This is a genomic window from Xanthomonas sp. 1678 (assembly GCF_031455575.1).
Taxonomy (GTDB): domain Bacteria; phylum Pseudomonadota; class Gammaproteobacteria; order Xanthomonadales; family Xanthomonadaceae; genus Xanthomonas_A.
In genome coordinates, this window is sequence record NZ_JAVDSZ010000002.1 from 87612 (window position 1) to 102193 (window position 14582).

General features: G+C 68.3%; 9 protein-coding genes and 1 tRNA gene. 6 read left to right on the forward strand and 4 right to left on the reverse strand.

From position 1 onward, the window contains the following. Positions 1-49 precede the first annotated feature (49 nt). Positions 50-994 (forward strand): aromatic alcohol reductase, encoded by a 945-nt coding sequence (locus J2Y70_RS03665; protein ID WP_309913465.1) that lies wholly within the window; start codon positions 50-52, stop codon positions 992-994. 99 nt (positions 995-1093) lie between these two features. Here the strand turns inward: J2Y70_RS03665 and J2Y70_RS03670 are convergent, their stop codons facing one another. Genes J2Y70_RS03670 through J2Y70_RS03680 form a run of 3 tightly spaced genes read right to left on the reverse strand, consistent with a single transcriptional unit; the run spans position 1094 to position 3047 of the window. Further along, entirely contained in the window at positions 1094-1885 is a 792-nt protein-coding gene (locus J2Y70_RS03670) for an alpha/beta hydrolase (RefSeq protein WP_309913468.1), read from the reverse strand. Positions 1886-1938: 53 nt separating this feature from the next. Then, the gene (locus tag J2Y70_RS03675) at positions 1939-2721 is read right to left on the reverse strand and encodes an SDR family oxidoreductase (RefSeq protein ID WP_309913470.1); all 783 of its coding nucleotides are present in this window, start codon (positions 2719-2721) and stop codon (positions 1939-1941) included. Next, the gene (locus J2Y70_RS03680) at positions 2718-3047 is read right to left on the reverse strand and encodes a nuclear transport factor 2 family protein (RefSeq protein WP_309913474.1); all 330 of its coding nucleotides are present in this window, start codon (positions 3045-3047) and stop codon (positions 2718-2720) included. The genes J2Y70_RS03675 and J2Y70_RS03680 overlap by 4 nt, the downstream gene beginning before the upstream one ends. Before the next feature lie 100 nt (positions 3048-3147). Between J2Y70_RS03680 and J2Y70_RS03685 the strand changes: the two genes are divergently transcribed. The 5 genes from J2Y70_RS03685 to J2Y70_RS03705 all read left to right on the forward strand — a co-directional run bounded on the left by J2Y70_RS03685 (position 3148) and on the right by J2Y70_RS03705 (position 13679). Then, a complete protein-coding gene (locus J2Y70_RS03685; protein ID WP_309913476.1) occupies positions 3148-4062 on the forward strand; it encodes a LysR family transcriptional regulator in 915 nt (304 codons plus the stop codon). A gap of 684 nt (positions 4063-4746) precedes the next feature. After that, a complete protein-coding gene (locus J2Y70_RS03690) occupies positions 4747-7827 on the forward strand; it encodes an alpha-1,4-glucan--maltose-1-phosphate maltosyltransferase (RefSeq protein WP_309914670.1) in 3081 nt (1026 codons plus the stop codon). Continuing rightward, entirely contained in the window at positions 7824-11180 is a 3357-nt protein-coding gene (treS, locus tag J2Y70_RS03695; RefSeq protein ID WP_263395931.1) for a maltose alpha-D-glucosyltransferase, read from the forward strand. The genes J2Y70_RS03690 and treS overlap by 4 nt, the downstream gene beginning before the upstream one ends. Further along, a complete protein-coding gene (gene glgB, locus J2Y70_RS03700) occupies positions 11177-13363 on the forward strand; it encodes a 1,4-alpha-glucan branching protein GlgB (protein ID WP_263395930.1) in 2187 nt (728 codons plus the stop codon). The genes treS and glgB overlap by 4 nt, the downstream gene beginning before the upstream one ends. Before the next feature lie 240 nt (positions 13364-13603). Next, a tRNA-Ile gene (locus J2Y70_RS03705) sits at positions 13604-13679 on the forward strand. A 160-nt stretch (positions 13680-13839) separates the two neighbouring features. Here J2Y70_RS03705 and J2Y70_RS03710 read toward each other — a convergent pair. Further along, the gene (locus J2Y70_RS03710) at positions 13840-14232 is read right to left on the reverse strand and encodes a hypothetical protein (RefSeq protein ID WP_309913479.1); all 393 of its coding nucleotides are present in this window, start codon (positions 14230-14232) and stop codon (positions 13840-13842) included. Positions 14233-14582: the final 350 nt, after the last annotated feature.

The following is a 14582-nucleotide window of genomic DNA, read 5'->3' on the forward strand; positions in this document are numbered from 1 at the left end:
TTGTGCGGCAGGCAGAATCGCCGCCATCGTACACACACATGGTGATTCAATGGCTTCTCGCGCCAGCAATACGTCTTCCCAGTCGATCCTGGTCTTGGGAGCAGGAGAGCTTGGGATGCCCGTCATCCGCAACCTGTCACGGCTCGCGAAGGAACATGACGCGGCGCGCATCAGCGTCATGCTGCGTCCCGCGTCCATCGCATCGGAACTGCCCGAAAAGCGGCGCGTGGTGGAGGAGATCCGTTCGCTGGGAGTGGATATCGTCGCCGGTGATCTTGTCATGGCGAGCGCGGACGAATTGGCTGCTATCTTCGCCGGATTCGATACGGTCATTGGATGCACCGGCTACGCGGCCGGTCGCGATACCCCGATGAAGGTCGCGCGCGCCGCCGTGAAGTCCGGCATCCCCCGGTATTTCCCATGGCAGTTCGGTGTCGATTTCGATGCCATTGGACGCGGCGGTCCTCAGGATCTATTCGACGCGCAACTGGACGTGCGCGACTATCTGCGCGCGCAGACCGCGATGGAATGGGTCATCGTTTCCACCGGAATGTTCACCAGCTATCTGTTCGAACCGGCATTCGGCGTGGTCGATCTCCCTGGGCGGAAGGTCAACGCGTTGGGCTCGGCGACCAATGCCGTTACGCTGACCACGCCGGAGGACATCGGCGCAATGACCGCGCGCATCGTCTTCCACTCGCCCATGATGCGTAACGAGATCGTGTACCTCGCGGGCGATACGATCGGCTATGGCGAACTTCCGGGAATTCTCGAGAAGACGTTCGGCGCACCGTTCGAGCTCGCGGTATGGAGCGTTCCTCAGCTCATGCAGGAACTGGCGGAAGATCCGGCGAACATGATCAAGAAGTACCGCGCGGCCTTTGCGCAGGGGAAGGGCGTCTCGTGGGACATGGAGCGCACCTTCAACTTCAAGATCGGCGCCGAGCTGGAAAATGTCGAGGGTTGGTTGAAAGCCAACGTCCAGATTCCCTGACTGGTACCGGCGTCGTCTGTCCCGCCTGCGGATGCGGACGATGCCCCACTGGAAAGCGTATGCGCCGACGCCGGCAGGCGCACGCCGTGCACGGACGCGCTACTTCGCCTTCAGCGCGACGTCCTTCGCCGCGCGATCGATGGTATCGGCGACCACCTTCGGCTGGGTCATGAAGACCGCGTGGCTGGCGGCGACGCGGGTGATGGTCGCGTCGATGCGTTCCGCCATGTGCACCAGCATGGCTTGGTCGAAGGCCTTGTCCTCGGTGGCGATCACCGCCCAGCTGGGCTTGCTGCGCCATGCGGCGTGCGCGAGCGGGGTTTGGAAGGCCGTCATGTTGATCGGCACCTGCGCGTCGCGGAGGAAGGCCGCATCCGCATCGGTCGTGTCGTGGGCGAAGCCGGCCTTGAACGTTGCCGGACGGATGAAGCCGTAGCCGTCGCGACCGGTCTCGATGACGAACTCGGGCGTGGGCGCGAAACCGGCGTACTGCTGCGCCGTGGTTTCGCCCGCGTCCGGCGCCAGGGCCGAGACGTAGACCAGGCCGGCCACGTTGGCATGGACGCCGGCCTCGGTGATCACCGTGCCGCCCCAGGAGTGGCCGACGAGGATGGCGGGACCGTCCTGGCGGTCGAGCACGCGACGCGTGGCCTGGACGTCGTCGGCCAGCGAGGTCAGCGGGTTCTGCACGATGGAGACGCGGTAGCCGCGCGCGGTCAGGTCGTCGTGCACCGCGCGCCAGCCGGCACCGTCGGCGAACGCGCCGTGTACCAGGACGACGTTGTGCACGCCTCCGCGCAGCGGCGCGGACGCGTGATCGGCAGCGTGGGCCGAGGCAAGGCCGGCGACGGCGAGCGCGGCGGCCAGCATGGAACGGACGACCTTGAACATGGGCGTTTCCTCTCGAGTGGGTGTGGGCCGTCCTGCGACGTCGCCCGTACGCGTCAGACGGTCGGCACGGTGCCGCCATCGATGGTGTATTCGGCGCCCGAGATGGAGGCCGCGCGCGGCGAGACCAGGAAGGCGATCAGGTCGGCGACTTCGTCCGGCGTGGCGGGGCGCCCCAGCGGAATGCCGCCCAGTGAATCCATGACCAGTTGCCTGCCGCCGTCGCGATCCGTGCCCGCCTGGGCCGCGACGCGTTCGACCAGCGCGGCAGAGGCTTCCGTATCGATCCAGCCCGGCGACACGCGTACGACGCGCACGCCCTTGGGCGTGACCTCCTTGGACAGCGCCTTGCTGTAGGTCGACAGCGCCGCCTTCGCCGCCGCGTACGCCATGGTCGCCTCCGGCAGCGGCAACAGGCGCTGGATCGAGGTGACATGGAGGATCACGCCGGCGCCCTGCGCCAGCATCGCCGGCAGCAACGCGCGGTCCAGCCGCACGGCCGACATCAGGTTCAGATCGAGCGCCCGCGTCCATTGCGTGTCGTCCAGTGCGGCGAAGCCGCCCGCCGGCGCGGACGAACCGCCCACCACGTTGACCAGGATGTCGATCCCGCCGAGATGCTGGAGCGCCGCATCGGCGGCCCGGCGGGCGCCGTCGGCCGTGGCCAGATCGGCGGCGAGATAGTGGACGCCGGCGACCGGTTGCGCCGGCGGCGAGAGCGCCGTCGCCACCACCTGGGCATCGGCCTGGGTCAGCGCGCGGACCACGGCGGCGCCTGCCCCGCGCGTGCCGCCGGTGACCAGCGCGCGCCGGCCGGCGAGGCGCAGATCGAAGCTCATGGCGCGATCTCCAGCGAGGCGATCCTGCCGCGCTCGAGCGTGAAGACGTAGCGCAGGTCTATCGGGCTGCCGGGGAAGTCGCCGGCGACATGTCCGGTCACGATGTAGCGCTCGCCGTCCCGCTGCAACGTGCGCGGTTCGGTGGTGTAGGTGTAGCGGGTGGAGGTATCCGCTTTCCAGGCCTCGATCGCCGCTTGCCCCTGGTGGGTCTTGCCTTCGTCGCGCACGCTGCCGTTCGGGGTGAAGCAGCGGGCGACGGCTCGGCCGTCCTGGGTGTCCGCCTGGAAGTAGGCGGCGATCGGCTCGGGCAGGTTCAGTGCATTCATCGGTTGTGCTCCCTCTGGGTCCATGGACACAGAGTGGCGCGACCGTAGCGATAAGAAAATCGCCTACTATTCGATCAGGCCATGTAGAAACGGATGCACAATGCGCGGCGCGGAGTTTGCGGAACTGAAGGCATTCGTGGCCGTGGTGGAACGCGGCAGTTTCGCCCGCGCGGCCGATCATCTGGGCTTGTCGCGGTCCGCGCTCTCGCAGGTCATCCGGCAACTGGAATCGCGGTTGGGCGTGCGCCTGTTGAACCGGACCACGCGCAGCGTCTCGCCGACCGAACCGGGCCAACGCCTGCACGAACGGATCGCGCCGATGCTGCGCGAGATGGACGACGCCGTCGCGCAGGCGGTCGGCAGCAACGCGCGCGCTGCCGGCACCTTGCGGATCAACACGCTCAGCATGGCGGCGAAGAACGTGATCGCGCCGCGCCTGGGCCGCTTTGCGCGCGCGCATCCGCAGGTGGTGCTCGACATCGTGATCGACGACGGCCTGAGCGACATCGCCGGCGAGGGCTTCGACGCCGGCATCCGCGTGGGCGGACGCCTGCAGAAGGACATGGTGGCGGTCCGTCTCACCCCGGACGTCGCACTGCTCGCGGTGGCCTCGCCCGACTATCTCGCACGGCATGGCGAGCCGAAGACCCCGGCCGACCTGGCGCGTCACGCCTGTATCAACTGGCGCTTTCCCGGCAGCGGCAGGATCGCGGGCTGGGAGTTCAGGAAGAAGGGCAGGAGCACGGAGGTGTTCGGCGAAGGCCAGGTGATCGCCAATCACCAGGACATCGTCGTCCCCGCCGCCCTGCAGGGGCTGGGCATCACCTACGCCTACAACGACGACGGCATCGCCGAGGCCTTGCGGGACGGTCGCCTGAAACGCGTGCTGGCGGATTGGTCGCCGACGGTGCCCGGCTTGTACCTCTACTACTCCAGCCGCCGCTACATGCTCCCTGCATTGCGCGCGTTCATAGATTGCCTGCTCGATCGGGACCTGGGCCAGGCTGGAGCATGATCGAACGCGGATGGCGGTAGCATCGGATCAGCCGGCTGCCGAATCAGCCATGAGTGCCGCACTCGTCATCGGCCTCGTCTCTGGCAGCGCTTCTTCCCGCCGCGTACCCGCCCCGGCGCTGATCAGCGCTTGGTGATCGCCAGGGCCTGACGAGCGCATCCCTACAGCGGTCGCGCCATCCTGCCGCCACGCCGGCGCCGTGGTGCACGCGCCCCACAGCCCTACGGCAGTGACGCCGCGGTGCGCAACCCGTGGCGAGCGCGTGAACGTGCGATGACGTTAAGACATGGTCGCCGTTGCGGGCGCGCCTCGCTTTCCTTCGCAGACGTCCGGACAGCGGTGTTCTGGCGCCGACGTCGCTCCGTGCCGGTGGCGCATGCATCGGGCGCCGCGTATGCGTCTGCTTAATGCCATGAACACATTTCATTGGCATCGCCTGTGGTCTTGTGGCGCCGTCGCATCGCATCGAGCGGCATCGGCGCCCGGCACCGAATCCGATTTGCGGATGCGGCACATCGTGCAGATGCATTCCGTCTCCGTCCTGTGCGACGGCCGATCCGGCTGCCGATGGCAAGCGCCGCTGTCTGGATCGTGCACTCCCCATCACGCGAACGGGATCTCCGAATGCATGTCTGCCTGCTGTCCCCCTTGACCCACCACGATGCGGCCGCGCTGGAGGCGGCCATGGCGGCCGCACAGGCCAATGGCTGCGACCACGTGGTGCTGCCCAACCCGTTCGCGCAGGACCCGCAAGGCCGGCTGGCCGATCCGGCCGCCGACGATGCCGCCGGCGAAGCGCGACTGCAGCAGTGGTTGGCGCTGGCGCAGAAGCACGGCTTGAAGCTGCTGGTCGACCTGCGCATCGACGAGATCGGTGGCGGCAGCCGCCTGCTGCAGGAGCATCCGCACTGGTTCCGCGCGCGCACCTCGGCGCTGCCCGATCCGCGCGCCCAGCGCGGCACGCCGGAGATCGCCCAGGGCCGCTTCGCCTATGCCGAAGAAGGCGCGGGCCTGGCGCAGTGGTGGAGCGTGCGCCTGCGCGATTGGCTGCGCGGCGGCCTGGCCGGGTTCCGGGTGCTGCAGCCGCAGCGCGTGCCGGCCACGCTGTGGCGCAGCCTGATCGAGGACGTGCACGCGCAGCTGCCGGCGACGACGTTCCTGGCCTGGACCCCGGGCCTTGGCCTGGACGCCCTGCGCGGCTTGCATGGCGCCGGCTTCGATGCGGCGTTCTCGTCGCTGGCCTGGTGGGACGGACGCGGCAGCTGGTTCTTCGACGAGGACGTGGCATTGCGCAGCCTGGCGCGCCGGGTCGTCGCTACCATCGATCCCGATGCGCCGTCCGACGCGCCGCCGCCGCTGCAGCGCGCGCAACGCGCCAAGCTGGCCGCCGCCTTCGGCGATGCCTGGGCGATCGCCACGCCGACTGAACTCCCGGTGCCGATCGACGCCGACGATGCCGCCGATGCCACCCCGGTGGCGCCGGCCGAGGCCATGGCCGACCTGCACCTGCGCCCGCTGCTGCGCGATGGCGCGCTGACCGCTGTGGCGGTGGAACCGCGCGGCGCCGCGCCGTGGCTGGTGCTGCTCAACAGCGACCGCGACCACCTGCTGCCGGTGCCCGGCTCGGCGCTGCTGCGCCTGCTCGGCGACAGCGAGGCGCTGCTCAGCGACCAGGGCGAGCCGATCCAGGGCGATCAGGGCGGCACCCTGGAAGCAGGCGAAGTGCGCGTCTACCGCAGCGTGCCGGCGCGCCCGGTGCTGGCCGCCGCGCGCGCCCGCACGCCGGCCGATGTCGCCGCCGCTGCGGCGCGGGTGTGCATCGAGGCGGTGACGCCCTCTGTGGACGACGGCCGCTTCCCTGTCAAGCGCACCGTCGGCGACCGCATCTGCGTGGAGGCCGACGCGTTCTGCGACGGCCACGACCGTATCGCGGTGGCGCTGCTGTGGCGCGCCGCCGACGCGCGCACCTGGTCCAGCGCGCCGATGCGCGCGCTGGGCAACGACCGCTGGCGCGGCGAATTCCCGCTGGAGCGGCTAGGCCGCTACGAGTTCCGCATCGAGGCCTGGCGCGACGTGTTCGCCACCACCCACGCCGACCTGGAAAAGAAGCGCGCCGCCGGCACGCTGCTGCCGGTGGACGTGCAGGAAGCGTTGGCCCAGGTCAAGGCGGCGCGCGCGCGCAGCCGTGGCGCGCTGGCGGCACGGCTGAAGGCAATCGTTGCGCGCATCACCCGCAGCGACGATCCGGCCGCACGCGCGGAGATCCTGCTCGAACCCGGCACCGCTGAGGCGATGGCCCGCGCCGACGACAAGCCGTTCCGCACCGAATACCCGATGACCTTCCGCGTCGAGGCCGAGCGCCGCGGCGCGCACTTCTCCAGCTGGTACGAACTGTTCCCGCGTTCGCAGAGCGGCGATCTGGCGCGCCACGGCACTTTCGACGACGTGATCGCGCGCCTGCCGCATATCCGCGCGATGGGCTTCGACGTGCTGTACATGCCGCCGATCCACCCGATCGGCGAGAAGAACCGCAAGGGCCGCAACAACGCGGTCACCGCGCAACCTGGCGAGCCCGGCAGTCCGTACGCGATCGGCTCGGCCGAAGGCGGGCACACCGCGGTCCACGCCGAACTGGGCGGGCTGGAAGGCTTCCGCCGGCTGCGCGCCGCCGCCGCCGCGCAAGGCCTGGAACTGGCGCTGGATTTCGCGATCCAGTGCGCGCCGGACCACCCGTGGCTGCGCGAGCATCCGGACTGGTTCACCTGGCGCGCCGACGGCTCGATCCCGTACGCGGAGAATCCGCCGAAGAAGTACCAGGACATCGTCAACGTCGATTTCTACGCCAGCGGCGCGGTGCCGGAGCTGTGGAACGCGCTGCGCGACGCGGTGCTGTTCTGGGTCAACGAAGGCGTCAACCTGTTCCGCGTCGACAACCCGCACACCAAGCCGTTCCCATTCTGGGAATGGCTGATCGCCGAAGTGCGCGGCCGCCACCCGCAGGTGGTGTTCCTGTCCGAAGCCTTCACCCGGCCCAAGCCGATGTATCGGCTGGCCAAGGTCGGTTTCTCGCAGTCGTACACCTACTTCACCTGGCGCCAGCACAAGGCCGAGCTGCAGGCCTACATCGAAGAGCTCAACGCCGGCATTCCGCGCGAATGCTTCCGCCCGCATTTCTTCGTCAACACGCCGGACATCAACCCGGTGTTCCTGCAGCGAAGCGGCCGCGGCGGCCACCTGATCCGCGCCGCGCTGGCGACCACGCTGTCGGGCCTGTGGGGCATGTACCAGGGCTTCGAACTTTGCGAGGCCACGCCGCTGGCGCCGGGCAAGGAGGAATACCTGGATTCGGAGAAGTACCAACTGCGCGTGTGGCCCGAGCGTGCGCCCGGCGACATCGTCGACGAGATCACCCGCCTGAACCTGCTGCGGCGCCAGCACCCGGAACTGCAGTCGCACCTGGGCACGCGTTTCTACGTGGCGCACAACGACCAGGTGCTGTACTTCGGCAAGTTCCTCGACGAAGCGCATCTGGCGCGCAGCCGCAGCCTGGTGCTGGTGGCGATCAGCCTGGACCCGCACGCGGCGCAGGAGGCGCAGATCGAAGTGCCGCTGTGGGAACTGGGCCTGCCCGACCACGCCAGCGTCGCCATGCAGGACCTGTGGGACGGCCACGCCTTCGCCTGGCACGGCAAGCAGCAAACCATTCGCCTCGATCCGTCGCGGCCGTTTTCCCTATGGCGTATCCGCGCCGGAGCCACTTCATGAATGCTGCAGTTCCCTTGTCCGCCGACAGCGAGGCAAGCCCGCTCGCGCACGATGCACTCTGGTACAAGGACGCGATCATCTACCAGGTGCACGTCAAGTCGTTCTTCGATTCCAACGACGACGGCATCGGCGATTTCCCCGGCCTGATCTCCAAGCTCGACTACATCGCCGACCTCGGCGTAGACACCATCTGGCTGCTGCCGTTCTATCCCAGCCCGCGCCGTGACGACGGCTACGACATCGCCGAATACATGGCCGTGCACCCGGACTACGGCAGCATCGCCGACTTCGAACGATTGGTGGCGCAGGCGCACGCGCGCGGCATCCGCATCGTCACCGAACTGGTGATCAACCACACCTCCGACCAGCATCCGTGGTTCCAGCGCGCGCGCAACGCGCCCGCCGGCTCGCCGGAACGCGACTTCTACGTGTGGTCCGACAGCGACCAGGACTACGCCGGCACCCGCATCATCTTCTGCGACACCGAGAACTCCAACTGGACCTGGGATCCGGTCGCCGGGCAATACTTCTGGCACCGTTTCTACTCGCACCAGCCGGACCTGAACTTCGACAACCCGGCGGTGCTGGAGGCGGTGCTGGAAGTGATGCGCTTCTGGCTCGACCTGGGCGTGGACGGGCTGCGCCTGGACGCGGTGCCGTACCTGATCGAGCGTGACGGCACCTCCAACGAGAACCTGCCCGAGACCCACGCCATCCTGCGCCGCATCCGCGCCACGCTGGATGCCGAATACCCCGACCGCATGCTGTTGGCCGAGGCCAACATGTGGCCGGAAGACACCCAGCAATACTTCGGCGAGAACGCCGACGAATGCCACATGGCGTTCCACTTCCCGCTGATGCCGCGCATGTACATGGCCATCGCGCGCGAGGACCGTTTCCCGATCACCGACATCATGCGCCAGACCCCGGAAATCCCGGAGACCTGCCAGTGGGCGATCTTCCTGCGCAACCACGACGAGCTGACCCTGGAGATGGTCACTGATTCGGAGCGCGACTACCTGTGGCAGACCTACGCCGCCGACCGTCGCGCGCGCATCAACCTGGGGATTCGCCGGCGCCTGGCGCCGCTGCTGGAGCGCGACCGCCGCCGCATCGAACTGATGACCTCGCTGCTGCTGACCATGCCCGGCACCCCGGTGCTGTACTACGGCGACGAGATCGGCATGGGCGACAACATCCACCTCGGCGACCGCGACGGCGTGCGCACGCCGATGCAGTGGTCGATCGACCGCAACGGCGGCTTCTCGCGCGCCGACCCGGCCGCGCTGGTGCTGCCGCCGATCATGGATCCGCTGTATGGCTTCCAGGCGGTCAACGTCGAAGCGCAGCAGCGCGACCAGCATTCGTTGCTGACCTGGACCCGGCGCATCCTGTCGGTGCGCAAGCGCTACCGCGCCTTCGGTCGTGGCCAGCTGCGCTTCCTGTACCCGGGCAACCGCCGCCTGCTCGCCTACCTGCGCTGCCACGAGGACGAGACCGTGCTGTGCGTGGCCAACCTGTCGCACACGCTGCAGGCGGTGGAGCTGGACCTGTCCGAATTCGAAGGCCGCGTGCCGGTGGACATCATCGGCGGCGGCAGCTTCCCGCCGATCGGACGGCTGACCTACCTGCTCACCGTGCCGGCGTTCGGCTTCTATGCGTTCCAGTTGGTCGGCAACGCCACGCTGCCGGACTGGCACGTGCCCGCGCCGATGCCGCTGCCCGACTACCAGACCCTGGTGCTGCGCGGCGCGGTCGACGCCAATGCGCTGCTGCCGCACCTGGGCACGCTCGAACGCGACGTCCTGCCGACCTGGCTGTCCACGCGGCGCTGGTTCGCGGCCAAGGACCGCGCGCTGCGCGGCGTGCGCATCGCGCGGCGCACGCCGCTGCCCGGTCCCGACGGGCTGACCCTGCTGGAGATCGAGGCGGAGCTGGAGCACGGCGAACACGAGCGCTACATCCTGCCGCTGGGCATCGTCTGGGACCGCGAACAGCCAAGCGTGCTGGCCGAGCAATTGGCGCTGGCGCGGGTGCGCCACGGTCGCGAAGTCGGTTATCTCACCGACGGCTTCGCGCTGAAGTCGCTGACCCGCACCATGCTCGGCGCCTTGCGCGAGCGCACCGTGCTGTCGATCGACGGCGAGAGCCATGCCGGCGCCGATGCCGCGCCCGAGCAGATCCGCTTCTGCGCCACGCAGGCGCTGGCCGCCGTCGCGATTGCGGACGATGCCGAGATCCGCTGGCTGTCGGCCGAGCAGAGCAACAGCTCGCTGATCGTCGGCGACAAGGCGGTGTTCAAGCTGCTGCGCCGCGTCTCCGCCGGCATCAATCCGGAGATCGAGATTGGCGAGCGCCTGACCAGCATCGGTTATGCCAACGCCGCCCCGCTGCTCGGCCACGTCACCCGCGTTGACGTGCAGGGCGGGGAGACCACGCTGGCGCTGCTGCAGGGCTTCGTGCGCAACCAGGGCGATGCCTGGCGCTGGACCCTGGATCACCTGGCGCGCGGCGCCGAAGAGTACGCCGCCGCGCAGGACGATGCCGCGCGGCACGAAAGCGTGGCCGGCTACGACGCCTTCGCCGAGGTGGTCGGCCGGCGCCTGGCGGAATTGCACGACGTGCTGGCCCAGCCCACCGACGCCGCTGCGTTCGCGCCGCAGGCGGTGGACGTCGCCGCGGCGCAGCGGGTGGTTGCGGGCGTGGCGCACGAGGTGCAGGCGATGTGGGACACGCTGGTCGCGCATCGCGACGTCAGCGACGACGGCGAGCGCGCCGCCGTGGACGCGCTGCTGGCGGAACGGCCGCGCCTGGACGCGTGGCTACAGCAGGCGCCGGCCTTGCTCGACGGCGCGTTGCTGACCCGCGTGCACGGCGATTTCCATCTCGGCCAGATCCTGGTCGCGTTCGACGACGTAGTGCTGATCGACTTCGAAGGCGAGCCGGCCAAGTCGCTGGACGAACGCCGCGCCAAGGCCAGCCCGCTGCACGACGTGGCCGGCTTCCTGCGCTCGCTGGACTATGCCAGCGAAGTGTCGGCCCGCGGCGAAGAAGGTACCGCCGCGCGTGCCGGCGTCGGCCTGGACAGCGCGCTGGACGCGTTCCTGTCCGCATTCCGTAGCCGCGCCAGCGCCACCTTCCTGTCCGCCTACCGCAAGGTGCTCGACGCCAGCCCGCACCCGTGGGTGGCACCGGCCGCCTTCGAGGCCACCACCTTGTTGTTCCTGATCGAGAAAGCCAGCTATGAAATTCGCTACGAGGCTGCCAACCGCCCGGCCTGGATCATGGTGCCGATACAGGGACTGTTGCGCATACTCGAACGCTTTCCTGCGCCTGAGGAGGCGATTCGATGAGTGATGTCGGCCACACCTGGGACGAAGCAACGCTGCGTGCGTTCGCCAATGCCCGCCACGGCGATCCGTTCGCCGTGCTCGGTGCGCACCGCATCGGCGACGCGCGCGTGCTGCGCAGCCACCTGCCCGGCGCCGAAGCGGTGACCGCGGTACTCGAAGACGGCCGCGAGGTGCCGCTGCAGGAAGGCCCCAGCCCGGGCTTCTTCGCCGCCACGCTGCCCGACGACGGCCGCTATCGGCTGCGCATCCGCTGGCCCGGCGGCGAACAGGAGACCGAGGACGCCTACGCGTTCGGCCCGCAGCTGAGCGATTTCGACCTGCACCTGATTTCCGAAGGCCATCACCTGCACCTGGCCGACGCGCTGGGCGCCAACGTGGTCGAGGTCGACGGCGTGCGCGGCACCCGCTTCGCGGTGTGGGCGCCCAACGCCACCCGCGTGGCGGTGATCGGCGATTTCAACAGCTGGGACGCGCGCCGCCACCCGATGCGCCTGCGTCACCAGGCCGGCGTATGGGAGCTGTTTGTGCCTGGCGTCGAGGCCGGCGCGCACTACAAGTACGCCTTGCGCGGCCCGCGCGGCGAAGACCTGCCGGCCAAGGCCGACCCGGTCGCGCGCCGCGCCGAACTGGCGCCGGGCACCGCCTCGATCGTGCCCGATCCCGCCCCGTTCCAGTGGCGCGACGACGCCTGGATGGCCTCGCGCGCGCGCCGCCACGGCCCGAACGCACCGCTGAGCGTGTACGAGATCCACGCCGGCTCGTGGATGCACGCCGACGACGGCAGCATGCTCGACTGGGACGCGCTAGCCGAGCGCCTGATTCCGTACGTCGCCGACATGGGCTTCACCCACATCGAACTGATGCCGGTCACCGAGCATCCGTTCGGCGGTTCCTGGGGCTACCAGCCGCTGGGCCTGTTCGCGCCCACCGCGCGCTTCGGTTCGCCCGACGGCTTCGCCCGCTTCGTCGACCGCTGCCACCGCGAGGACATCGGCGTCATCGTCGACTGGGTGCCGGCGCATTTCCCCACCGACGCCCATGGCCTGGCCCATTTCGACGGCACCTCGCTGTACGAACACGCCGACCCGCGCGAAGGCTTCCACCGCGACTGGAACACGCTCATCTACAACCACGGGCGCCGCGAAGTCTCCGGCTTTCTGATCGCCAGCGCGCTGGAGTTCCTGCAGCGCTACCACGTCGACGGCCTGCGCGTGGACGCGGTCGCCTCGATGCTGTATCGCGACTACAGCCGCAATGCCGGCGAATGGGTGCCCAACATCCACGGCGGCCGCGAGAACTACGAGACCATCGCGTTCCTGCGCCGGCTCAACCAGGTCGTCGCCGAACACGCGCCTGGCGCCATCACCATCGCCGAAGAATCCACCGCCTGGCCCGGCGTCACCGCCGACCTGGCGCATGGCGGGCTGGGTTTCAACTACAAGTGGAACATGGGCTGGATGCACGACAGCCTGCACTACATCGAACTGGACCCGATCTATCGCCGCTACCACCACGGCGAACTGACCTTCAGCATGGTCTACGCGTATTCCGAGCGCTTCATGCTGCCGATCTCGCACGACGAAGTGGTGCACGGCAAGCGCTCGCTGCTCGGGCGCATGCCCGGCGACGACTGGCAGCGCTTCGCCAACCTGCGCGCCTATCTGGGCTACATGTACACCCACCCCGGGCGCAAACTGCTGTTCATGGGCTGCGAAATCGCCCAGCCCACCGAGTGGAACCACGACGCCGCGCTGCCCTGGCACCTGCTCGACGATCCGCGCCACCGCGGCATCCAGCGCCTGGTCCGCGACCTCAACCGCCTGTACGCCGAACACCCCGCGCTGCACGCGCGCGACGACACCCCCGACGGCTTCGCCTGGGTCATCGGCGACGACGCCAACAACAGCCTGTTCGCCTACCTGCGCACCGCCCAGGGCAGCGATACCCCGCTGCTGGTGGTCGCCAACCTCACCCCACTGGTGCACCACGGCTACCGCATCGGGGTTCCCCGCGGCGGCCGCTGGCGCGAACTGCTGAACTCCGACGCCGAGATCTACGGCGGCAGCAACACCGGCAACGGCGGCAGCGTGCGCACCGAAAACATCGGCGCGCATGGTCATCCGGCCTCGCTGTCGCTGACCATCCCGCCGTTGGGGGTGTTGGTGTTGGGGTTGGAAGACTGAGGATGGATTGAGGGCGGGGAAGGGGAGCCAGGTCCGGACGACAAGTGACGGCGCGGAGCCGTCCGACCCTCCGTCGCCGTCCCATCAGCAAAGGCGTCGTCCGCCGCGTCTACCGCGGCGGGCAGACAGCGCGCCACCGCGGACGTTAAACTCACGCCCGCCTCGGCGCCTTCCTCTGCATGCACGCCAGAGGCGCCAAGCCGGCGGCCGACGCATCGCCCGCCCGCTCCGGACGCTTCCGGGCCTATAGCTCAACGGTTAGAGCAGAGGACTCATAATCCTTTGGTTCCAGGTTCGAATCCTGGTGGGCCCACCAATAAGCCGTGGCGCGCGCAACGCCTGTTCTTGTAAGCATAAGTTGGCCAGATCGGACAACTTATGATGTCAATGCAGGCATAAGTTGTCCGGCAGGCCGCGATCGGGTTGCCGGTGCGGCGGCCGCGGGGCAAGGCTGGCCTCGACACCGGCAAGCGAAATCACAGCAAAAACAGCCGCTTACGATATTTTTTCCGACGAAACACGAACCCAAACGGCGAGTTCTGCACCAACGCATCCGCGTTGTGCCCACGAAACATCTTGGGGATCCGCCGGATAGGATCCTCCAAAATTCTCCGCCAAGCTTTGGCGTAATAGGGGCTGGCTACTCCCTGCGTTTCCCATACGCTAATGTTGCGCAAAGCCCGTTGGATGATCTTCGCGACTTTGTTCTGCTCCATCCGGGCGAGGTCTGAGGCGATCTGGCGATGGATGCTTCGCAGAACTCGATAGCGCGCCTTGGACTGCTCGACGGCAAGCCGACGCTCCGCCAGAGTGAGTGATAGGGCGCCAACACTCATCAACACTTCTTCTACTTCCTGCAGCGACTTCATCTCCTGCCCCTATGCTGGTGAGCTCGTAGGCCCCTCCTCGTGGATAGCGCATTGATAGCCCACAGACTGCTTTCGACTCAAGGCGGTCGTAGCGACTTGCTAACTTGACACCCGATTGTGGTCAGTCAAACGGTACTTCGCGCGCTCACTTGAAGTTGAATTTGCACCGTCTACGCAGAGTTGCAGTCGGCCACGAGTTTGCTGGAGAGTGTGCTGATTCCTACTGATGAACGCCTTCACCAGCTAGGCTGGACCGGTGTCGTAATGCTCCTCGCTGCGCGGTTTGCATAGGTCTGCTCCAGGTTCCACGAACCAGGCCGCTAACCCTTTATGATCGTCTGCAGCAGGCG

Bases quoted from the DNA above. Each gene is read 5' to 3' on its own strand.
- J2Y70_RS03680 (WP_309913474.1), bottom strand. From the start codon at position 3,047: ATGAATGCACTGAACCTGCCCGAGCCGATCGCCGCCTACTTCCAGGCG.
- J2Y70_RS03670 (WP_309913468.1), bottom strand. From the start codon at position 1,885: ATGTTCAAGGTCGTCCGTTCCATGCTGGCCGCCGCGCTCGCCGTCGCC.
- J2Y70_RS03665 (WP_309913465.1), top strand. From the start codon at position 50: ATGGCTTCTCGCGCCAGCAATACGTCTTCCCAGTCGATCCTGGTCTTG.
- J2Y70_RS03690 (WP_309914670.1), top strand. From the start codon at position 4,747: ATGGCGGCCGCACAGGCCAATGGCTGCGACCACGTGGTGCTGCCCAAC.
- treS (WP_263395931.1), top strand. From the start codon at position 7,824: ATGAATGCTGCAGTTCCCTTGTCCGCCGACAGCGAGGCAAGCCCGCTC.
- J2Y70_RS03710 (WP_309913479.1), bottom strand. From the start codon at position 14,232: ATGAAGTCGCTGCAGGAAGTAGAAGAAGTGTTGATGAGTGTTGGCGCC.
- J2Y70_RS03675 (WP_309913470.1), bottom strand. From the start codon at position 2,721: ATGAGCTTCGATCTGCGCCTCGCCGGCCGGCGCGCGCTGGTCACCGGC.
- J2Y70_RS03685 (WP_309913476.1), top strand. From the start codon at position 3,148: ATGCGCGGCGCGGAGTTTGCGGAACTGAAGGCATTCGTGGCCGTGGTG.
- glgB (WP_263395930.1), top strand. From the start codon at position 11,177: ATGAGTGATGTCGGCCACACCTGGGACGAAGCAACGCTGCGTGCGTTC.